Source organism: Bacillus sp. FSL W8-0920 (assembly GCF_038593215.1).
Classification (GTDB): Bacteria; Bacillota; Bacilli; order Bacillales; family Bacillaceae; genus Bacillus; species Bacillus pumilus.
This window is the reverse complement of sequence record NZ_CP151974.1, coordinates 3,227,927-3,249,115: the sequence shown is the minus strand read 5'-3', so window position 1 is coordinate 3,249,115 and position 21,189 is coordinate 3,227,927. Positions and strand designations below refer to the sequence as shown.

The 21,189-nt window shown below is 40.6% G+C and carries 17 protein-coding genes and 1 other annotated feature; of the genes, 9 read left to right on the top strand and 8 right to left on the bottom strand.

Annotation, left to right across the window (positions count from 1 at the left end; translation table 11 throughout):
- Positions 1–132: 132 nt before the first annotated feature.
- The 3 genes from NSS78_RS16755 to NSS78_RS16745 all read left to right on the top strand — a co-directional run bounded on the left by NSS78_RS16755 (position 133) and on the right by NSS78_RS16745 (position 3,535).
- On the top strand, positions 133–1,581 hold the full coding sequence (locus tag NSS78_RS16755; protein ID WP_212045582.1) for a S41 family peptidase: 1,449 nt from the start codon (positions 133–135) through the stop codon (positions 1,579–1,581).
- A gap of 344 nt (positions 1,582–1,925) precedes the next feature.
- Complete coding sequence (locus NSS78_RS16750) at positions 1,926–2,279, top strand: swarming motility protein SwrAA (RefSeq protein WP_007500014.1); 354 nt, start codon at positions 1,926–1,928, stop codon at positions 2,277–2,279.
- A 68-nt stretch (positions 2,280–2,347) separates the two neighbouring features.
- Positions 2,348–3,535 (top strand): PDZ domain-containing protein, encoded by a 1,188-nt coding sequence (locus tag NSS78_RS16745; protein ID WP_309215994.1) that lies wholly within the window; start codon positions 2,348–2,350, stop codon positions 3,533–3,535.
- Between the two features lie 10 nt (positions 3,536–3,545).
- Here the strand turns inward: NSS78_RS16745 and NSS78_RS16740 are convergent, their stop codons facing one another.
- Entirely contained in the window at positions 3,546–3,911 is a 366-nt protein-coding gene (locus NSS78_RS16740; RefSeq protein ID WP_050944318.1) for a winged helix-turn-helix transcriptional regulator, read from the bottom strand.
- A gap of 229 nt (positions 3,912–4,140) precedes the next feature.
- On the opposite strand from NSS78_RS16740, the gene NSS78_RS16735 reads away from it, so the two are divergent.
- On the top strand, positions 4,141–4,815 hold the full coding sequence (locus NSS78_RS16735; RefSeq protein ID WP_106032160.1) for an NAD(P)H-dependent oxidoreductase: 675 nt from the start codon (positions 4,141–4,143) through the stop codon (positions 4,813–4,815).
- Positions 4,816–4,905: 90 nt separating this feature from the next.
- Positions 4,906–5,130: a binding site (T-box leader), on the top strand.
- Positions 5,131–5,205: 75 nt separating this feature from the next.
- The gene (locus tag NSS78_RS16730; RefSeq protein WP_050944314.1) at positions 5,206–6,555 is read left to right on the top strand and encodes an amino acid permease; all 1,350 of its coding nucleotides are present in this window, start codon (positions 5,206–5,208) and stop codon (positions 6,553–6,555) included.
- A 211-nt stretch (positions 6,556–6,766) separates the two neighbouring features.
- Here the strand turns inward: NSS78_RS16730 and NSS78_RS16725 are convergent, their stop codons facing one another.
- The 6 genes from NSS78_RS16725 to NSS78_RS16700 form a co-directional block, all read right to left on the bottom strand.
- A complete protein-coding gene (locus NSS78_RS16725; protein WP_212045581.1) occupies positions 6,767–8,182 on the bottom strand; it encodes an ATP-binding protein in 1,416 nt (471 codons plus the stop codon).
- Positions 8,179–8,865 carry a response regulator transcription factor gene (locus NSS78_RS16720; protein WP_050944310.1) on the bottom strand — a complete coding sequence of 229 codons (687 nt, stop codon included), beginning with the start codon at positions 8,863–8,865 and terminating at the stop codon, positions 8,179–8,181. Before NSS78_RS16720 ends, NSS78_RS16725 begins: the two co-directional genes overlap by 4 nt.
- Positions 8,862–9,845, bottom strand: a complete 984-nt coding sequence (locus NSS78_RS16715) for a YncE family protein (RefSeq protein WP_003213342.1) — start codon at positions 9,843–9,845, stop codon at positions 8,862–8,864. Before NSS78_RS16715 ends, NSS78_RS16720 begins: the two co-directional genes overlap by 4 nt.
- 276 nt (positions 9,846–10,121) lie before the next feature.
- Positions 10,122–11,456 (bottom strand): MFS transporter, encoded by a 1,335-nt coding sequence (locus NSS78_RS16710; RefSeq protein ID WP_137054353.1) that lies wholly within the window; start codon positions 11,454–11,456, stop codon positions 10,122–10,124.
- A 40-nt stretch (positions 11,457–11,496) separates the two neighbouring features.
- Complete coding sequence (locus tag NSS78_RS16705) at positions 11,497–12,069, bottom strand: TetR/AcrR family transcriptional regulator (protein ID WP_050944304.1); 573 nt, start codon at positions 12,067–12,069, stop codon at positions 11,497–11,499.
- A gap of 90 nt (positions 12,070–12,159) precedes the next feature.
- On the bottom strand, positions 12,160–14,691 hold the full coding sequence (locus NSS78_RS16700) for a PEP/pyruvate-binding domain-containing protein (protein ID WP_212045579.1): 2,532 nt from the start codon (positions 14,689–14,691) through the stop codon (positions 12,160–12,162).
- A 284-nt stretch (positions 14,692–14,975) separates the two neighbouring features.
- Here NSS78_RS16700 and NSS78_RS16695 point away from each other — a divergent pair, with 284 nt between their 5' ends.
- The 3 genes from NSS78_RS16695 to uvrA all read left to right on the top strand — a co-directional run bounded on the left by NSS78_RS16695 (position 14,976) and on the right by uvrA (position 20,385).
- Complete coding sequence (locus NSS78_RS16695) at positions 14,976–15,221, top strand: CsbA family protein (RefSeq protein ID WP_003212837.1); 246 nt, start codon at positions 14,976–14,978, stop codon at positions 15,219–15,221.
- Between the two features lie 294 nt (positions 15,222–15,515).
- Positions 15,516–17,501: an excinuclease ABC subunit UvrB gene (gene uvrB / locus NSS78_RS16690; protein WP_212045578.1), complete on the top strand. Its 1,986-nt coding sequence runs from the start codon at positions 15,516–15,518 to the stop codon at positions 17,499–17,501.
- 7 nt (positions 17,502–17,508) lie between these two features.
- Positions 17,509–20,385 (top strand): excinuclease ABC subunit UvrA, encoded by a 2,877-nt coding sequence (gene uvrA / locus NSS78_RS16685; protein WP_212045577.1) that lies wholly within the window; start codon positions 17,509–17,511, stop codon positions 20,383–20,385.
- A gap of 29 nt (positions 20,386–20,414) precedes the next feature.
- Here the strand turns inward: uvrA and NSS78_RS16680 are convergent, their stop codons facing one another.
- On the bottom strand, positions 20,415–20,645 hold the full coding sequence (locus NSS78_RS16680; RefSeq protein ID WP_003213489.1) for a hypothetical protein: 231 nt from the start codon (positions 20,643–20,645) through the stop codon (positions 20,415–20,417).
- Positions 20,646–20,842: 197 nt separating this feature from the next.
- Here NSS78_RS16680 and NSS78_RS16675 point away from each other — a divergent pair, with 197 nt between their 5' ends.
- Positions 20,843–21,178 carry a hypothetical protein gene (locus tag NSS78_RS16675; protein ID WP_012011387.1) on the top strand — a complete coding sequence of 112 codons (336 nt, stop codon included), beginning with the start codon at positions 20,843–20,845 and terminating at the stop codon, positions 21,176–21,178.
- Positions 21,179–21,189 lie beyond the last annotated feature (11 nt).

Genomic DNA, 21,189 nt, shown 5'->3' with positions numbered 1-21,189 from the left:
ATAACAAAATAAAAATTACACCTAATAAAATAATTAGTCAAGCCTTCGCGGCAGAATGTCATTACATGAAATCCCTTCTTCTGGCATATAATAACTCAGGTCATCAGGAAGAGTTGAAGAAGGAGGCCAAATATGAAAAAACAAATCGCATCTATTATGGCAAGTGTCGTTCTATTAATCAGTGCAGGGGTGATGACGCATAAAGAGGGAACTCATGCGGAGTCACCGCAAGCAGCTGCTGCAATGGCTGGACAAGCTCAATCAAGTGATAAGGCGAAAGAGAATGGGATGGAGAAAATTGAGAAAGCCTATGACCTTATTTCGAATGAATATGTAGAGGAAGTGGATCGCCAAAAGCTGCTTGAAGGCGCCATTCAAGGAATGCTTTCAACTTTAAATGATCCGTATTCAGTATACATGGACAAGCAAACCGCCAAGCAATTTTCTGATTCGCTTGATTCTTCTTTTGAGGGAATTGGGGCAGAGGTGGGGATGGATGAAGGAAAAATCATTATCGTCTCTGCTTTTAAAAAATCCCCTGCAGCAAAAGCAGGTCTAAAGCCGAAAGATGAAATCATCAGCATTGATGGTGAGTCGATGAAAGAAAAAAGCTTAAACGATGCTGTACTGAAAATAAGAGGGAAAAAAGGAACATCCGTCGCTCTGAAAATCAGACGAAATGGGATTGAAAAAGAGTTAACATTCCATATCAAACGAGAAGAAATCCCACTTGAAACCGTGACTTCCTCTGTGAAAGAGGTAAATGGTCATAAAACAGGCTATATCGCGATCTCAAGCTTTTCAGAAGATACTGCGAAGGATTTCACATCAAGCCTGAAACAGCTCGAGAAAAAGGGCATAGAAGGTCTTGTGCTTGATGTGAGAGGAAACCCTGGCGGCTATCTGCAAAGTGTAGAAGACATTTTGAAACATTTTATTACAAAAGATCAGCCTTATATTCAAATTGCAGAACGGAACGGCGACAGGAAACGCTATTTTTCAAAGCGGAAAGAACAGAAGCCTTACCCAGTTAATGTCTTAATTGATAAAGGCAGTGCATCCGCTTCTGAAATACTCGCTGGTGCTATGAAAGAAGCCGGAAAATATGAAGTCGTCGGTGATGTCTCCTTTGGGAAAGGCACTGTGCAGCAGGCGGTTCCAATGGGTGACGGCAGTAACATTAAATTAACGCTGTATAAATGGCTCACGCCAAAAGGAAATTGGATTCACAAAAAAGGTGTCGTACCGACGATTGCGATTCATCAGCCAGATTACTTTACTGTAGGACCGCTTCAGCTGAAAGAACCACTTCAGCTTGATATGAACAATGAAGAAGTGAGACAAGCACAGACGCTATTAAAGGGCTTGTCATTCGACCCCGGCAGAGTAGACGGCTACTTTGATGAAGAAACGAAAAAGGCGGTATTAGCCTTCCAAAGCACATACAATCTCAACAAATCAGGTGTAATTGATCTGAAGACAGCGAAAATGATGAACAAAATGGTGGATGAAGTGAAATCCTATGAAAAAAATGATCTTCAACTGCAGACTGCACTAAAAGCACTATATCTTAAAAAATAAAGAGGCGAATAAATGCCTCTTTTTTTTGGTTCATAAGTGTCACAAACATGTAATAGTTTATTCTTAAAAATAAATTATATCGAGAAATATATTCATTTATTTTACAAAAAACATAACATTCCTTCGATTTTACCCGATAACATATTTATATAAGAGACTTTCTGTTGATTTAAACATGTCATGAAAATGAAACTTTTGAAAGTTGTATGTTACATAAATAATTCTTACAATATAAAGTAGCACTCATTTTAAATATTTTATTTTTTGCGGATATTCAGCTTGAGCATTAAGCTGTACCGAGGTTTGCGCTTTTCTTAAAAGAACTAGTAAATGGGGGTACACAATTGAAAAGGGCAAGTATTGTGAGAGAGAAAAAATATTACGAGTTGGTAGAGGAGCTTAAGAGTCGTACGAAAGATGTGACGTTTTCCGCTACAAAGGCATTAAGTCTGCTCATGCTGTTAAGCAGGTACTTGGTCAATTACACAACGGTAGAATCAGTCGATGAAATCGATGAAGACTGTGCTGAGATATACTTCAATTATTTAATGGATAATCATAAGAGACTTGGTATAAACTTAACCGACATCAAGAGGTCGATGCAGCTGCTCGGCGGGATACTAGATGTAGATGTCAATCACTACTTAAAAGATTTTTCACTGTCGAATGTCACACTTTGGATGAATCAGGAGAAATAAACCTGGTGTCAAGCATCGATTTATTTGATAGAATAAGAGAAAATGCTTGACTTGGGCGGTGAACGATAATGAGCTCGGAGTGGATGGGAGCTGGATTAAAAGCGGTCGGTCTGTTTTTAATCCACCCTCTTTTTTATTTCATGATATTAATCAGCCTGTTACATGGCTACATCCGCGTAAAGCGGGAGAGAAAAGCGTTTCAAACAAGAATAGAAGATGTATACGATGAACTTAAATTTACATATTCAAAGGGATGGATTCTAGGGATTTGCCTATCCGTCATTTCAGTAGGCTTAGGGATTGCCCTCCCGCCTGGATTCATCGTGCTGATTGCAGCGATGACCATTGTTTGCTCTTTATTCTTTAAGGCGAGTGCGCTTTCGTCTGCATACACACTCGGTTTCAGCTTTATTGCGGTACTTGGACTGATGTATTTCCAAGTGAGCCATTCATGGTTGCCGCAGCTCTCAATGATGAATACATCAGCCGTTGTTATTCTGCTAGGACTTTTATTAATGACCGAGGGGATTCTAGCCTATCGAACGGCGCATTTACGAACATCGCCTGCAATGGTGATGAGTGCGAGAGGACTTTTGATTGGCCAGCAGCGGGCAAATCGTCTGTGGCTTTTACCGCTTGTTTTGCTGATGCCGGCAGGTGAATTTACTTCTTCTCTGCCATGGTGGCCGGTGCTTCAAGTACACAATCAAAGCTTTTCATTTATTTTGATTCCATACATCATCGGTTTCGGGCAGCGGATTCAAGGATCGCTGCCAATTGTCAGCATTCAAATTACGGCACGGCGTATTCTCATGCTTGGACTCGCTGTTGCTTTACTAGGTGCTGCAAGTATTTGGTTTACGCCGATTGCATGGGCAGCTGTATTGATAGCGATTGCCGGAAGGGCATTCCTCTCATGGAAACAGAGAGTCAACGACAATGCGGCTCCATTCTACTTCTCTAAGCGTAATCAAGGGCTAATGGTGCTGGGAATCATTCCGAATACACCTGCAGCTGATTTAAAGCTTGAGATCGGAGAAGTCATTACAAAGGTGAATGGAATTGAAGTCAAAACCGTTTCGGAATTTTACGAAGCCCTTCAAACCAATCGTGCTCTGACAAAGCTTGAGATCATTGGCTTGAATGGTCAGACAAGGTTTGAGAAACGCGCTTCTTACGAAGGGGAGCATCATCAGCTTGGCATCCTGTTTGTGAAGGATGATCCACAGCAAGAATCAACGGCGATTTCATCATAAAAAAAAGCTGCTAGAGATGGCAGCTTTTTTCTTTTGGACGCGCTTCTTTTCCATAGGATTCGCCCCATTCACGCATAGCGAAGATGATAGGCTTTAACGTATCTCCTAAAGAAGTGAGTGAATATTCGACACGAGGAGGGACCTCCTCATAGACTTCTCTGTGAACAACGCCGTCTTGTTCTAGCTCGCGCAATTGCAGCGTAAGAACACGCTGAGAAATCCTTGGCAGAAGCCGGCGTAATTCGTTGTATCGTTTTGGACCGCAAGTCAAATGATAAAGGATCACTCCTTTCCATTTTCCTCCTATTACACTCGTTGTGGTGGAAACGGGACAGCCATGATTGACAATACTGACTGGATTGGATGGTGCACTCATCTTTACACTCCTTTCTAAGGCGAAATGGGTGATAAACGAACATGATTGTACCTAACGAACAAAAATGTGCGTACTTGAATCAAAGGAAGTTTTTCTTTTACCATAGAGGTATCACATCACACATTCGGGTTGTTTGTTTTCTTATCATAACAATTTCTATATGGGAATGGAAAGAAATTGGATTGGTGAAACTTCACACCCTAATCGTTCACTAGAAAGGATGAATACCATGCGAGACAAAGAGCAATTAAAAAAAGAAATCATTGAGGCGTATGAATTCCGTCATGCGACAAAAGAGTTTGACCCGGCGAAAAAGATTCCAGAAGATGACTTTGCGTTCATTTTAGAGACAGGAAGACTTTCGCCAAGCTCTGTCGGATTTGAGCCTTGGAAGTTCCTCGTCGTTCAAAATGAAGCATTTAGAGAGAAATTAAAAGAATATACATGGGGTGCGCAAAAGCAGCTTCCAACTGCCAGCCATTTTGTGATCATTTTGGCAAGAACAGACGCCCGGTATGATTCAGCATATGCAGAATACATCAACAAGGAAATCAAAGGAATGACAGACGAAACGTTTGAGATGGTAAAAGAACGCTACAAACAATTCCAAGAGAATGATCTTCATTTGATGGAAACTAACCGCACGCTCTTCGATTGGGCTTCCAAACAAACGTATATTGCCCTTGGAAATATGATGACAGCCGCAGCACAAATCGGCATCGATTCATGCCCTGTTGAGGGATTCAGCTACGATGAAATTCATCGTATGCTTGAGGAAGAAGGATTACTTGAAGATGGTCAGTACGACATCTCTGTCATGGCTGCCTTTGGGTATCGAGTCATTGAGCCAAAGCGCGGCAAAACGCGTCGTCCAATGGATGAAGTAGCCATTTGGATTCGTTAAAAGAAAATGTCTGAAAAAGGCTGTTGACAATTGTGTGGTTAGTCAGTATATTTAAAAAATAAAATCTTTGATAAATAGACAAATTGACTATAAAACGCTTTGACTTGAGAATAGTAAATGAATATCCGTTTTCTAAGAGAGCTGCGGGTTGGTGCAACGCAGTAAAACGAATCATTGAACTCGCTCAAGGAGCGGCAAGACTGAATGAATAGTAAGTCTTTACGTGTGACCTCCGTTATCGGGTTTCAAGTTGGATTCAGCTATGTCTGAGTCAATAAGAGTGGTAACGCGGTTGCAAGGTCAGTCGTCTCTTCAAGGAGATGACTGGCCTTTTTATATGCTTTTATCTTATATTTGTCTGAAGATTCAAATTTAAAGGAGCTATAGAAAATGGAAAAGGAACATGTGCAATTAAAACGAACAATGACGTCAAGGCATATCATGATGCTCGCACTTGGCGGTGCCATCGGTGCTGGTCTGTTTAAAGGAAGCAGTTCTGCCATTGATATCGCGGGTCCTGCTGTCATTTTGGCATATATGATTGGTGGTCTTATTTTATTATTTATTATGCAAGGACTTGCCGAAATGACAGTTGCACGACCTGGCGCTAGAACATTCCGTGATTTAATTGAACCTGTGTTAGGCAAATACCCCGCCTATTTCTTAGACTGGATCTATTGGAAAATGTGGGTGTTGAACATTGCAGCAGAAGCGATCGTGTCTGCAATCTTTATTCAGTACTGGTTCCCACAAGTACCGATTTGGACACTTGTGTTAATCATTTCACTTGTTGTGACATTGATCAATGTTTGTTCAGTCAAAATGTTTGCTGAAACAGAGTACTGGTTAGCTTCTATTAAAATTGCTGTCATTCTTTTATTTATTATCATTGGGTTAACGATGCTGTTTGTCTCATTCGGACAGCATGCAGCACCGGGATTATCCAACTTAACCGAACACGGAGGATTTTTTCCGAATGGAACAGGCGGCTTAATTGCGGCAATGCTGGTGGTCGTGTATTCATATGGCGGAACTGAAATGATTGGGGTTACATTAGCAGAAACGAAAAACCCTGAAAAAGTCATCCCAAAAGCCATTCAAAGTACATTTGTACGAATCATCGGTTTTTATGTACTTCCGTTCTTCATCATCGTCAGCTTAATTCCTTGGAATCAAGTAAACAATGAACAAGTGAGCCCATTCGTCACGGTGTTTGCAACGATTGGTGTGCCATATGCAAGTGATATCATGAACGGGATTATTCTATTAGCAATCTTGTCTTCTATGAACTCTGGTCTGTATGCTTCTTCAAGGGTACTATTTACACAGGCAATGGATGGCCGTATATGGAAGGGCTTTTCGAAGCTGTCGAAACAGCAGGTGCCAGTCAGAGCGATTCTAGTATGTACATCTACTTTGTATGTAGCCGTATTAATCTCTCTTTTTGTAGGAAGTCAAACCTTTAATTATTTAATGGGATCTTTAAGCTACACGGTCTTATTCATCTGGTTTATTATTGCTGTCGGGCATCTAAAGTCTCGAAGCGTAGCAGCACCAGGAGGATATCGCGTCAAGCTGTATCCTTTCACAACATGGTTTTCTGTCATTGCGATCATTGCCATTTTTATCGGTGTTGTATCAACAACTCCGATTGTCCAAACCTTGGTCACAATGGGTATCTATCTCATCATTACGCTTTCTTTCTTCATCAATAGAAAGCGGTTTGAAACAGCTGTTTAATTTAAAAGCGTGCAGGACTCTTGAAGAAGGTCTCGCACGCTTTTTTAATGTAGTTTTATTGTTTGAACGAAAGCAATCGACTATCCTTTTGAAAGGAATTGATGCATAAAAGTAGATGATCAAAAAGATGCCGAAAATAGCTGTTCAAATTTAGGCGACTGATGCGTATATTTGGATTAAACGAATAACCTTACCTAAAAAATCTAATTGGTTATATCGTTGGCAGGTTTTCAACGACTGGAGTATTTGGCAGCTGGATGATGGCTGTCGTACCGCATCCTGGCTCAGATTGAATATCGAACGTGCCATGATGTTTTTTCATGATTTGATAGACAATAGCTAGTCCAAGACCTGAGCCGCCATCTTTTCTCGTACGTGCCTTATTTACTCGATAAAATCGCTCAGAAACATGTGGAAGGTCTTCTTTTGGAATGCCGTTGCCCTCATCTGTCACTCTCAATTCAGCTTTATGTTGGTGAACTAGTAATTCAATCGAGACCGATTTTCCAGAGGGAGTGTAATGAATGGCATTGTCCAGTAAATTACGAACCACTTGTTGCAGCCGATCGCTATCGCCATACACAATACAATCCTCATCAAGTGTCCGTTTCAGATAAATGCCCTTTTGATTAGCGATAAATGCCATTTGATCAAGAACGTCATGAATCAGCTGAGCAAAGACGATTGGCTCCATCGTTAGTGGATAAGAATCTCCTTCTAGCTGCGCAAGGTCTAAAAGATCATGCACAAGTCGGCTTAAACGTGCGGCCTCATCCTGGATGATGTGCATTCCTTTTTTTTGATCAATGATCCCTTCTTCAATACCTTCAGCATATCCTTTCATATAACTTAGCGGAGTCCGAAGTTCGTGGGAGACATTCGCAAGAAATTCCCTGCGGTGCTGCTCAACTTTTTCAAGGGTAGAAGACAGTTTGTTAAAAGAGCGGCTCAGCTGGTTTAATTCATCTCCGTTTTTGGTCACAGCCATCCGTTTTGAAAAATCGCCAGATTCCATTTCCATCGCAATTTCTTTCATTTGATTAATTGTCCGAACGACTTTATTGGAGCTCTTATATCCGATAAAGAAAATCAGGAGCAGAATTAACAAAATGGATATGCCAAGTGTCAATCTGATTTGGACAAAGGGTTCATATACATCCGATAAGGGCATGGATAGAAAAATTGTCCCTGATAGCTCATCTTTGCTTGAGAAAACAGGGATGGCGATGCCAAGAATATCTTGATGAAACTGTGAGTGTTCTCTAATCAACACGACGGTTTCCCCCTGAAGGAGCTTTTGGCGTTCCTTGAACGTAATGAGGTTATCATTTGTGTTCGTATCAAAAGGAAGACCACTTGAAAGCTCCATTGGGTCATCTGTAAAAATAATGTTCGCCTGACTCGAGTCGTTAGCCCATTTTACTCTATCGGTAAAATACGTATCTTTCCCGTGTTGATGATAAATTTGTGCCAGCTTTTTACCTTGTAAACTTAAGGAATCAATCTGCTTTTCAACATACAAGTGCTGGTATAAGTAATAGGTGAGGGCAAGAGCTGAGGCAGCAACGATTCCGGTCACTACAAGGATTAAGAAGAGCACTTTCTTTTTAATCGATAAAGGCTTCATTCTTCCTCCTCAAACTTATAGCCGACACCCCAAACAGTTTTAATATGCCGTTCCGCTCCCTTTAATTTCAGTCTCAGCGTTTTGATATGTGTATCGACTGTTCGTAAAGAGCCGCTTGTAGAATGAGATTCCCACAATTTTTGATAGAGCTGTTCTCGTGAAAACACTTGGCCTTGATTGAGTAAAAGAAACATGAGCAAATCGAATTCTCTTCTAGTTAAATTGATGGGCTCCTGATGGATATAGACTTGTCTACCATCCTGATCAATCTCCATGTCACCAAACTGTATGCGGCTGCGCTTTAGCGAAAGACCTCTAATTCGTCTCAAAGTTGTTTCAATTCTTGCTGCAAGCTCACGTAGACTGAAAGGCTTCATGATGTAGTCATCCGCACCAATTTCTAGGCCTCTAATTCGATCCTCCTCATAACTTCTAGCTGTTAAGAATAAGATGGGGATTTGAGATGTTTGCCTGATACGCTGGCAGACTTCAAATCCATCCATATCAGGCATCATGATATCTAGTACTACAAGGTCAACGGGTTCCTTTTCAAGCTGACGTAAGGCATCCATTCCATTACTAGCTGTGATGATGTGAAAGCCTTGTCTTTTTAAGAAGGATCCGATTAACTCAAGCATATCGAACTCATCGTCTACAATTAAAATATGCATTTGTTCTTTCATTTCTTTTCCTCCAACACGATAGCATAAGGTCCTGATGGGACATTCAGTCGATTTTTCATCATGAATGTATGTTTATCGATAATTGATACTGAATTGTCATCTAAGTTACTCACATATATTGATGTGGTATCAGCGGTGATATAATTCGGATTTTGACCAGTTTCAACAGAAGCAAGCTGCTTATTCGTCTCTGTATCTACTTTGTATAGCGTATGATCTCCATGACAAAGTACATATAAAGTAGAAGAATTTTTCTCTGAAAAGAATGCAACAGGCATAACGCCTAGTTTTATTTCTCGCTGCTTTTTACCTGTTTGAGGGTCGTAAGCAAAAATGCTCTTATTTAAGGTGCCTGGTTTACCGTGACCACCGATCCAAATGGATTGTCCATCAAAATGAATACCAGATGGTCGTTCAAGTACAGAGAACGTACGTATATGTTTTTCCTTCTCAATATCTATAACAGAGACAGTATGACTTTCTGCATTTAAAACAAATAAAGTACCTGACGGAGAAAGTGTCATAGAAGAAGGTAACTTTCCGGTCTTCACAGTTGCTTTTATTTTTTTACGCTGCGTATCAATAAAATAAACGACGTTTTTCTGCGAATCTGCTGCAATTAAGGTGTGAGAAGCTGCATCATATGTAAGGGAAGTCAGCCCTTTATTCACATCCATATAATCTGTTGCTGTACCTTTTTTTAAATTAATTTCGATAAGCGATTCTCCTTCTTTACTAGTTGCGATGATGACGTCTTTGTTGATTTGGATAAGATCAGTGAGCGGATGTTTTAAATCAACGGAAGAGATCATTTTATTCTTTTGTAAATCAACTATTGAAAAGGAGGCTTTTTTTAATTGAGAGATGACCGCGATCGATTGAGAGCTGTCAGGTGGAGTAAATTGCTGGTCTTTTCCACAGCCTGACAGGAATAACAATAGAGCTGATAAATAGATCACAACATATTTTACACGTTCCATTCTTCCGCTCCTTTGCGTCCTCTATTTTCAAAAAGCATACCACAAAAATTGTGAAAAAAAATCGAAGTTATCAATGCTGAAAGAGATGAAAAACAGATTTTAGGTGGATGAATGAGGACAATTCGATTTAAAGTTCCTTTTTTGTCTAGTCATGTGGCATTTTTTCATCTTTAAAAAAGGATTTTCAATATTTGATTCCTGTGCCAGCTATAGCTTACAGTGATAAAAATAATGAAAACTCCCCCGCTCTAAATCGCCATAGAGCGCAGGGAGTGATTAGGCAGAATGCCCAGATGATGGAGAGGTAGATTTCGTTTTGACGCGTTGGGATAAAAGGAAGCCAAGGATTCCTGCGCCCATTAATACAATAAATAAAGATTGGAAACCACTCATGATACCAATCAATGTCGACGAAATGATACTGCCAAAATATCGAAAGGTTGAGAAAATACCAGATGCCGAACCAGTTAAGCTTTGATCAACAGCTGTTAAAGAAGCCATCTGCATACTTGTCATACCAATCCCTGATGAAATTCCACCTGCGACTAGTGTCACGATAAGCAGTGGTAAGGTTGGGTACTGACTCAGTGTAATTAACATGATGCCTGATAAAGTAAGGCAGAGAAATGAAAAGCGAATCATTTTTTTCGCGCCTTTTTTTGGATGGAGTCTTGCGCCTAATAAACCGCTAAGAGACATACAAAGAGAAAATATCGATAGAATCATACCGCTTTTTGTATGAGAAAGCGCAAGTTGTTGTTCCATAAACAGCGGCATAATGAGAAGGATGGCATACATCACAAAATTACTTAGCATGATCGACAGATTCGCATTTGTAAATGAACTGTTTTTAAATAGGGATAAATCGATAATGGGATTCTTTACTTTGCGTACATGTTTAAAGAATAAAGGAATGACAATCAATGCTAGAATGCCATAAATTAAATATTCATTTAGTAGCTGGCTTTTTGAGCATAGAATGATTGTGGCAATTCCGATGGTTAAATACAATGAACCGATCATATCTACCCTTGCATGTATGCGTGTATGCTTTATGTTTGGAATGAGCAAGACGCCGGTGACTAGTGTAAGAAACAGAAATGGAATATTTACTAAGAATATGGAATGCCAATCAAAACTCTGAATGAGAATCGATCCAATAAATGGCCCAAGTGCGGCACCAATACCAGCACCAAATCCAAAGTAACCCATTGTTTTAGATAGCTTTTCGGGTGAGACTGTTGCACGAATCAAAGCAATGCTATTCGGTGTTAAAATAGCCCCGCCAGCTGCTTGAATGGAGCGAAAGATGATGAGAAATGCTAGATTAGGTGCTAAAGCACAGCCAATCGAGCCGATTAAAAAGAGTGTCACTCCGGTTAAATACATGCGGCGGTGTCCATATATATCTCCTAACTTACCAGCGATAGGCTGTGTGACCGCCATGACAATAAGATAAATCGTGACAACCCAAGTAATGTTTGAAATGGATTGATCATAATAAGTTGATATGGATGATAAAGCGACTGCGATCATCGTTGAGTTGACCGGAACTAGTATAGCTCCAAGTAACAAAGAATAGATGATCAAATTCTCTTTTTGCAATTTCAATGTGTATACCACCTTTTGTAAAAAAGAAGAATTCCACCCTTTAAGCGGGAGAAATTCCTCTCATGAAAATGTGTGTGTATGTCTCAATAAAATCATCTTTTTGTGTTAATACGAGCTGGAAGTCTTGCTCAAGCTGCTGAATAAAAAAACCGAAATACGTACTAATGAAAATGTCTGCATAAATGTCTTCTTTTCCTTTTAAGACATGATGCAAAGCACTCATCTTTTTGAAGTATTGTATCAGCATTTCCCTTAGTTCTTGAGGATAAATTTTTTCATGACTGGTCAGATCTTTAAACATAGCCGGTTCTCGCATGCTGATATAAATGAATTCTTTTTTTGAAGTTAAATGTTCAAGGATATAGGAACCGAGAAACTTTAAATCGGTGTATAAATCCCCTTTAAATTCTGCTTCTAAGGTTTTCGTCGGCGTTGATTTCATTTTCATAATGGCAGCAATAACGCCGCGTTTGTTTTTAAAGTTGCGGAAAATTGTTGCTTCACTGACATTCGCTTTTGTGGCTATTTCTTTTGTTGTGGTTTTTTGATAGCCCTTTTCAGTCAATAAATCCATTGTTGCACGAATGATTCGTTGATTTGTAGATTTTAACAAGCATACTCACCTCAGGTTATGAATGTGTTTGCAACAAAGTAAGTATACCGATAAAACCTATGACCGCCAATATGATCCAAAACGATAAAGTTAGACACGTGCATGCTGTTTTAATATCTGAATGCGTCCATTGCTTCCATCTACTGTCACAAGGTCACCTGATTGAAGTGTTTCAGTCGCTATTCGGGTTCCTAGGACAGCTGGCATCATATACTCTCTAGCGATAATAGCTGAATGAGACAAAATGCCTCCAGCATCGGTGATGACTGCTTTTGCATCTCTAAATAAGCTCGTCCATAAAGGTGTGGTTGTTTTGCAAACTAAAATATCATCCTTTTGAAATTGTGAGAATTCCTCAGCACATGTAATGACTTTTACTCTTCCAGAAACAATGCCGCTAGATGCGCCAATTCCATAGATCATATCGCTTGTATTGTTTTCATTTTCTCTTAATGAACCGAGCATTCTTTCTACTTGCTGCAATTCAGCTTCAGTTGGGGTACCCATATAAGCTGGTGGTTGGATGGCTTCATTATCTTTCATGTCAATTTTTCTTTGTGCGATGACCGTATCAAATGATGTAGAGGTTGTGAGCGCTGTGTGTACCTCCTCATCGTAGAGGTACCATAGATCTTCTGGATGAGGGATCGCTCCTTTTTGTACAAGAAGTTCACCAATCTTTAATAGATATACCCTGGCTTTAGCATCTAACATGGCATCAATATAGAAGTGGTGATCGTCACGGATATTAGCGGCCTGTAGGGCGAATTGGTAAAGAGTCTCAAATTTCGTTTTAAACGCTTCATCCTTCACTTGGCTCATAAAATGTTCATATGTCTCTTGTCTTTTGATGACGGCTTGTGCAAATTCTTCATCAAAATCACTTTGGTGTTGAATATTGTTTCTGATGATATCTAGTATAAACTCAGGGTTTTCCACCCATGTCTCTTCCGTAAGGTCATGACTTTTAACAGATCGCCAGCCATAGACTTGAAGAAATTCTTCTAATGTCGAAATGAAGTGTCTGCCTTTTTCCGATTGAGTGAGTGCATCAAGCAGTGCTGGATTCTTTTCATGGTTCATAAATGCTTGATGAAGTTCAGTATCTTGAAGGACACTCTTTGCAAAATCAGATAGCTTCTTGTCTGTTTCAAGAGATTTGTTCATCACGCCTATCATCATCTCATGCAGCAGGATCACTTGTGATTGATCACCAGTATACGTCACAAGCATGTCTTCAATCATAGCCGATAAAATGACTTGAGGTATGACAATATCAAAATGATCATCGTATGCTTGTATATAAAAAGTCTTTAATTCTTCGAAGCCGACGATGGCGTCTTCAATGGTCATCGGTTCCTTCATTTTATGATCGAGTTTTTCGTAAAAGGGAAAGAAATTTTTCTCTAAAATCTCATACATACGTTCACTTAAATGCGGAAATAACTCAAATATGCTCTCATCAAAAACTGGTGCAGCTTCTGCACTTGCTTCAGGCAGTGACGGTGATGAATACAGGTGACCTCTATAAAGCTTGATATCTTTAATATTCAGATCAGGCACTTGATATTTTTCACCATTTTTCTTCATACCGCTTTTTAATGCTGGGATGATCAGGCTTGAAAAGAGAGGACTTGTTGGGCCCGGCAGATGATCGTCCATTGAGATCCAGAAATCCTGCAGCTCGTCTGGCTGCATTTGAAAAGAAGCGCCCGCTGTCTCATCTGCTGCTTTTGAGAGGGCTGCGGTAATCGGCCTGGCTTGAAGTAAATAAAATGTGCCATTTGCTATTCCAAATTCGATATCGACGCTATGACCATAAAGTGCTTCTACTTGTTTGGTGATTTGCGTGATTTCTTCTAATTGCTCATCATTCAGGCAAAACTGACCAGCCATTTCTTCCGTTACTGCTTGTTCAATGACACCTTCTTGATAAGGGATAATTTGCAGCTCTTTCGTTCCAAGTGATTTTTCAATAAAAAGTGTCTCTTTGTCTATAACAAATGTGTCAGGCGTCACAAGCCCGGAGACGATTGCTTCTCCTAGTCCATAGCTTGCTGTGAGCATCATTTCATTTGTTTTTCCTGTTACGGGATTCTCGCTAAAGATGACACCGGAGACGTCAGAATGAATCAATCCTTGAACGACAACAGCCATGAGCGGCATCTCTTCCTCGTTTTCATCCATCTCTTCCTTATATTCTGTCACTCTTGCTCCAAAATAAGAAGACCAGCATTCTTTGACAGCCTGTAAGAATTCTTCATTTGTTTTGATATTTAAATAGGTCTCGTACTGTCCTGCAAATGAGGCGCCTTCGAGATCTTCAGCAACAGAAGAGGATCGAACTGCAACTGAGGGATAAGTCTTCCGCAATGATTGAAAGGACGAAAGGAGTTCTGCTTCCATTTGAGAAGGAAACGATGCTTTTTTGATTTTGTCAGCAAGGTTTTGTTCAGTTGGATGCAGGTTGTGATATGAAAGAAAGCTTGAAAAGCTGTTGGTTTTGATAATAAATCCATCTGGGACTGGCAGGCCGTGATTGTTTAATTTGATTAAATTCAGGCCTTTTGCCCCTGCGAGTGCTGCGGATTCTTCAGCCGCATGAAATAAAACTGAATACATGGGAATGCCCCCTTATCCAAATAGCCAATGGTTTGTCTGTCTCTCTATCGTTTCTAAAATGATAGTGCGCACTATCATTTTAATCATAGGATTTATTGGATGTTACTGTCAAAGACGGAAAGACCTATCTTTACAAAGGGGACATTCTCACTAATTTCCTTCTATATCTATAACAAAAGTCTCCGAACAGAAAGAAAAATAGGTGAAATTGAAAACTGTGAATTGTTCAATATGCCAATCTTTACTATAATCAAGGGAGTAGACCAAGAAGAGGGAGGGTTTTTGTGATTACAAAAGCCATATTTGCACTTGTTTTTCCTTTCCTGCTCGTTATTTTATTTTCAAAGGTTACTTATAATCATTATGTGGGCATTGCATTAACAGCAGCGCTTTTATTTGCCTCGTACATGAAGGGCTATACAGAAACCTACTTTATTGTGGGATTAGATATCATTTCTTTAGTAGCTGGGGCATTATATATGGCTAAAAAAGAAATTGAAAAGAGAGAAAAGGCTGAAAAAAATCATTGATATCATCATCAAGAGCGTGTTAGGCAGAAAGATGACGTTTTATAAGCTGTGCTTACGAATTCTAGTGAGTGCAGCTTTCTTTTGTTCTCTTTTTCTGCTCATCGAATATCTCTCACCAAAATGTTCCATACTGAAAGGAAGGTTTTCGCAAGAGGGTTATTTGGTATTGAAGAGAGGGTATGACTGTATTGGAAATAAAAATCAAGTAAGAGCCGAACTTTAGTTCGTATTTTTGTGTTCTTTTATGATAATATATTCATTAGATAGATTTCGTAACGAAACGGAGGCTTTGATGTGAGTGACCGCTTTGAATTAGTTTCTAACTATCAGCCCCAAGGAGATCAGCCGAAGGCAATTGAAAAGCTTGTTGAGGGGATCCATCAGGGGAAACAGCATCAAACGCTGTTAGGTGCTACAGGTACGGGAAAGACCTTTACTGTATCCAACCTGATCAAAGAAGTGAACAAACCGACACTTGTCATTGCGCATAACAAGACACTTGCCGGTCAGCTATACAGCGAGTTCAAGGAATTTTTTCCGAATAATGCTGTCGAATATTTTGTGAGTTACTATGATTATTACCAACCAGAGGCGTATGTGCCTCAGACTGATACATTTATTGAAAAGGATGCTAGCATCAATGATGAGATTGATAAGCTGAGACACTCCGCTACGTCCTCGTTATTTGAGCGGAGAGATGTCATCATCATTGCCAGTGTCTCCTGTATTTATGGCTTAGGTTCGCCAGAGGAATACCGAGAGCTTGTGCTGTCTTTACGTACTGAAATGGAGATTGAACGCAATCAGCTTCTTCGTAAGCTGGTGGACATTCAGTATTCTCGTAATGATATAGATTTTCAGCGCGGAACCTTCCGAGTACGAGGAGACGTCGTTGAAATTTTTCCTGCTTCACGTGATGAACATTGTATCAGAGTGGAGTTTTTCGGTGATGAAATTGAACGTATTCGTGAAGTGGATGCACTCACTGGAGAAATACTCGGTGATCGTGAGCATGTGGCTATTTTCCCAGCATCTCACTTCGTCACAAGAGAAGAAAAAATGGAAAAAGCGATTATTAATATTGAACAAGAGCTTGAAGAGCAGCTCGAAAAACTTCGAGATAATGGAAAATTGCTAGAAGCGCAGCGCCTTGAGCAGCGGACAAGATATGACCTTGAGATGATGAGAGAAATGGGCTTTTGTTCAGGAATCGAGAACTACTCAAGGCACCTGACCTTGCGTCCTTCTGGTTCAACACCGTACACATTGCTTGATTATTTCCCGGATGATTTTATGATTGTTGTTGATGAGTCACATGTGACGATCCCGCAAATCCGCGCGATGTACAACGGGGACCAAGCAAGAAAGCAAGTGTTGGTTGATCACGGATTCCGTCTGCCTTCAGCACTTGATAACAGACCGCTCACCTTTGATGAGTTTGAAAAGCATATTAATCATATTGTGCATGTATCTGCCACTCCTGGTCCTTATGAGCTTGAGAAAACACCTGAGGTTGTGGAACAAATTATTCGTCCAACAGGTTTACTTGATCCAATCATTGAAGTGCGTCCGATTGAAGGGCAAATTGATGACTTAATTGGAGAAATTCATGCGCGGGTTGAGAAAAATGAACGTGTGCTTGTGACGACGCTGACGAAGAAAATGTCTGAGGATCTTACAGATTACTTAAAAGAGATCGGAATCAAGGTCAATTATCTGCATTCAGAAATTAAGACCCTTGAGCGGATTGAGATTATTCGTGATTTGCGTCTTGGAAAATATGATGTGCTTGTGGGAATCAACCTTCTTCGTGAAGGACTGGATATTCCAGAGGTGTCGCTCGTGACGATTTTAGATGCTGATAAAGAAGGCTTTTTACGCTCTGAAAGATCCCTTATCCAGACGATTGGCCGGGCAGCGAGAAATTCAGAAGGCCGGGTCATTATGTATGCAGATAAAATGACCAAATCAATGGATATTGCGATTCAAGAAACGAAGCGAAGACGAGAGCAGCAAGAGGCGTATAATGAGAAATATGGAATTACTCCGCAAACCATCCATAAGAAAATTAGAGATGCCATTAAAGCAACAAAGATACATGAAGAATCGGAAGAATATGAAACAAATGCAGCACCAAAGCTGTCAAAAATGAGCAAAAAAGAACGAGAAAAAGTGATCGAAAAGGTCGAGATGGAAATGAAAGATGCAGCAAAAGCGCTTGATTTTGAAAAAGCAGCAGAATTAAGAGATCTATTGCTAGAGTTAAAAGCGGAAGGATGATTGCCTGATGGCTATGGAACGAATAGAGGTGAAAGGTGCTAGAGCCCACAACCTTAAAAATATTGATGTGAATATCCCGCGTGATCAGTTAGTGGTCATCACGGGTTTATCTGGTTCAGGAAAATCGTCGCTTGCCTTTGATACCATTTATGCAGAGGGTCAGCGCAGGTACGTTGAATCTCTTTCAGCGTATGCGCGCCAATTTCTCGGTCAAATGGATAAACCGGATGTAGATGCCATTGAAGGTCTTTCTCCGGCAATTAGTATTGATCAGAAGACGACGAGCCGGAACCCTAGATCAACAGTTGGAACCGTTACTGAAATCTATGATTATTTACGACTCTTGTATGCTCGAGTTGGGAAACCTATTTGTCCGATACATGGGATTGAAATTACGTCCCAAACAATTGAGCAGATGACAGATCGTATTTTAGAATATCCAGAAAGAACGAAATTGCAAGTGCTTGCGCCGGTCGTATCTGGGCGCAAGGGAACACATGTTAAAGTACTTGATCAAGTTCGAAAACAAGGCTATGTGCGAGTAAGAGTCGATGGAGAGATGGAAGATCTATCAGAAGAGATCGAGCTTGAAAAGAACAAGAAGCATTCCATTGAAGTCGTGATTGACCGAATCGTGGTGAAGGAAGGCGTTGCGGCTCGGCTGTCTGACTCCCTTGAAACGGCGCTTCGACTAGGTGAAGGCCGTGTGATGATTGACGTGATTGGACAAGAAGAGCTGTTATTCAGTGAACATCATGCCTGTCCGCACTGCGGATTTTCTATTGGTGAGCTTGAGCCGAGAATGTTTTCATTTAATAGTCCTTTTGGTGCCTGTCCGAGCTGTGATGGGCTTGGCTCTAAACTAGAAGTTGACCCTGAGCTTGTCATTCCTAATAAGGATTTGACGTTACGACAGCATGCCATTGCCCCTTGGGAGCCGCAGAGCTCACAATACTATCCTCAGCTTCTTGAGGCAGTATGTACACATTACGGCATCGACATGGACATTCCAGTGAAAGATATACCGTCGCATTTATTCGATAAAATTTTATATGGCAGCGGCTCTGAACGGATTTATTTCAAATATGAAAATGATTTTGGTCAGGTACGTGAAAATGAAATTGAATTTGAAGGTGTTCTTCGTAATATTGAACGACGCTATAAAGAAACCAGCTCTGATTATATTCGTGAGCAAATGGAGAAATATATGGCGAACCAGCCATGTCCGACATGTAAAGGATATCGTCTGAAAAAAGAGACGCTTGCGGTTCTGATCAATGGCAAACATATTGGAGAAATCACTGATTTGTCTGTCTCTGATGCCCTTGATTTATATGGTGAAATCGAGTTGTCTGAGAAAGATTTACAGATTGCTCAGCTCATTTTACGTGAAATCAAAGAGCGCTTGTCCTTCTTAAATAATGTGGGATTAGATTACCTCACATTGAGCCGTTCGGCTGGCACACTATCCGGAGGAGAGGCGCAGCGGATTCGTCTGGCGACTCAAATCGGGTCAAGGCTGACAGGTGTTCTTTATATATTAGATGAACCATCTATTGGTCTGCATCAGCGTGATAATGACCGATTGATCGGGACATTGAAAAACATGCGCGACATCGGGAATACCCTCATTGTCGTAGAGCATGATGAAGATACGATGCTAGCCGCTGATTATTTGATTGATATTGGACCTGGAGCAGGAGTTCATGGAGGAGAAGTGATTTCAGCTGGAACGCCGGAAGAAGTCATGAAGGACAAGAAATCTTTAACAGGACAATATTTATCTGGAGAGAAATTTATCCCGCTGCCGATCGAAAGAAGAAAGCCTGACGGCCGCTATATTGAGATCAAAGGTGCAAAAGAAAACAACCTGAAAAACGTCAATGCGAAGTTCCCTCTAGGCGTCTTTACAGCTGTGACCGGGGTGTCTGGTTCAGGGAAAAGTACGCTTGTGAATGAAATTCTATTAAAATCACTTGCGCAAAAACTGCACAGAGCGAAGACGAAGCCAGGACAGCACAAAGAAATCAAAGGAATGGATCATTTAGATAAGGTGATTGATATTGATCAATCTCCAATCGGCCGTACGCCAAGATCCAACCCTGCCACGTATACAGGTGTATTTGACGATGTGCGGGATGTGTTTGCACAAACCAATGAAGCAAAGGTACGAGGGTATAAAAAAGGGAGATTCAGCTTTAACGTCAAAGGTGGACGCTGTGAGGCATGTCGCGGAGATGGCATCATTAAAATCGAAATGCACTTTTTACCTGATGTGTATGTGCCTTGTGAGGTGTGCCACGGGAAACGTTATAACCGCGAGACACTTGAGGTCACATATAAAGGGAAGAACATTGCTGATGTGCTTGAAATGACCGTGGAGGACGCACTCCAATTTTTCGAGAACATCCCGAAAATTAAGCGGAAGCTTCAAACGATTTTTGATGTTGGACTAGGGTACATTACACTTGGACAGCCTGCGACGACATTGTCCGGGGGAGAGGCCCAGCGTGTGAAATTGGCATCTGAGCTTCACCGCCGTTCAAACGGAAGGTCTCTTTATATTTTAGACGAGCCGACAACAGGTCTGCATGTGGATGATATTGCCCGTTTATTAAAAGTGCTTCAGCGTTTGGTCGAAAACGGAGATACGGTGCTAGTGATTGAGCATAACCTTGATATTATCAAGGCTGCTGATTACCTCGTTGATCTCGGACCAGAGGGCGGTGCTGGCGGCGGAACGATCATTGCCTCTGGGACTCCTGAGCAAATTGCAAAAGAAAAAGCTTCTTACACTGGTCGATACTTAAAGCCTATTTTAGAGCGTGACCGTAAAAGAATGAAACAGTTGGTCAAAGAAACAGAAAGTGTGACTTCATCATAAAAAAACCCCTCGTTAAGAGGGGTTTTCTTTTATTGCGCATCTTCCTTTGGCATTAAATGACTGAGCTGCGTTAAATCCTTTAAAATATGCGTGCTGCTGCTGTCGAGCAGTACTTTTAAATAACGGATATCACCATACTGTGGATGAGACGGATGAATGGTCTCAAGCTCCCTGATCATATCGCTGTTCATGCTTTTTTGTTTCTGTATAAGGTCTAAAAGCGTTTGAGCCGTGTGGTTAGTATTATGATGATCTGTCAAAATAATTACCCCCTATAATGATAATCACCATCTTTTCAACATATTTTAAAGGGTAATCCGTGAAGAATCTACACTTAGGTGCAAAAAGATGTAATTTGTGTCTAAGGTCATATGTAAATTGAATGATTTTGAAACTTTTGATACGCAATAAACGTATGAGTTAGAAAGGAATTTTCATCATGAAGGAGCGAATATATATGAATAGAGATCAGTCGATCATTGCATCAATTTGTTATTTCAGTGTATTTTTTATGCCGTTTATTGTACCGATCGTGGCATATTTTGTAGTCGACCAAAAGGAACCGAAACGGCACGCGTTGCGGGCATTATGGTCACATGTTTTGCCAGTCGCAGCGTGCGTGTTGCTGGTTTTTGGGTCTATCCCATTTTTATTGTCGACACAGGCAAGTGACTCACTTATGCCAGTGATCACAATGCTCATCTTGTCCTTTTTAGTCGCTATTGGCTTTTTGATCTCTGTCATTTGGAATATCATTCAAGGTATTAAAGTACTTCAATCCATCAAATCGTAGGAGGGGCTTTG

Bases quoted from the DNA above. Each gene is read 5' to 3' on its own strand.
- NSS78_RS16730 (WP_050944314.1), top strand. From the start codon at position 5,206: ATGGAAAAGGAACATGTGCAATTAAAACGAACAATGACGTCAAGGCAT.
- NSS78_RS16720 (WP_050944310.1), bottom strand. From the start codon at position 8,865: ATGAAAGAACAAATGCATATTTTAATTGTAGACGATGAGTTCGATATG.
- NSS78_RS16675 (WP_012011387.1), top strand. From the start codon at position 20,843: ATGAATAGAGATCAGTCGATCATTGCATCAATTTGTTATTTCAGTGTA.
- NSS78_RS16735 (WP_106032160.1), top strand. From the start codon at position 4,141: ATGCGAGACAAAGAGCAATTAAAAAAAGAAATCATTGAGGCGTATGAA.
- NSS78_RS16740 (WP_050944318.1), bottom strand. From the start codon at position 3,911: ATGAGTGCACCATCCAATCCAGTCAGTATTGTCAATCATGGCTGTCCC.
- NSS78_RS16700 (WP_212045579.1), bottom strand. From the start codon at position 14,691: ATGTATTCAGTTTTATTTCATGCGGCTGAAGAATCCGCAGCACTCGCA.
- uvrA (WP_212045577.1), top strand. From the start codon at position 17,509: ATGGCTATGGAACGAATAGAGGTGAAAGGTGCTAGAGCCCACAACCTT.
- NSS78_RS16745 (WP_309215994.1), top strand. From the start codon at position 2,348: ATGAGCTCGGAGTGGATGGGAGCTGGATTAAAAGCGGTCGGTCTGTTT.
- NSS78_RS16755 (WP_212045582.1), top strand. From the start codon at position 133: ATGAAAAAACAAATCGCATCTATTATGGCAAGTGTCGTTCTATTAATC.
- NSS78_RS16725 (WP_212045581.1), bottom strand. From the start codon at position 8,182: ATGAAGCCTTTATCGATTAAAAAGAAAGTGCTCTTCTTAATCCTTGTA.
- NSS78_RS16715 (WP_003213342.1), bottom strand. From the start codon at position 9,845: ATGGAACGTGTAAAATATGTTGTGATCTATTTATCAGCTCTATTGTTA.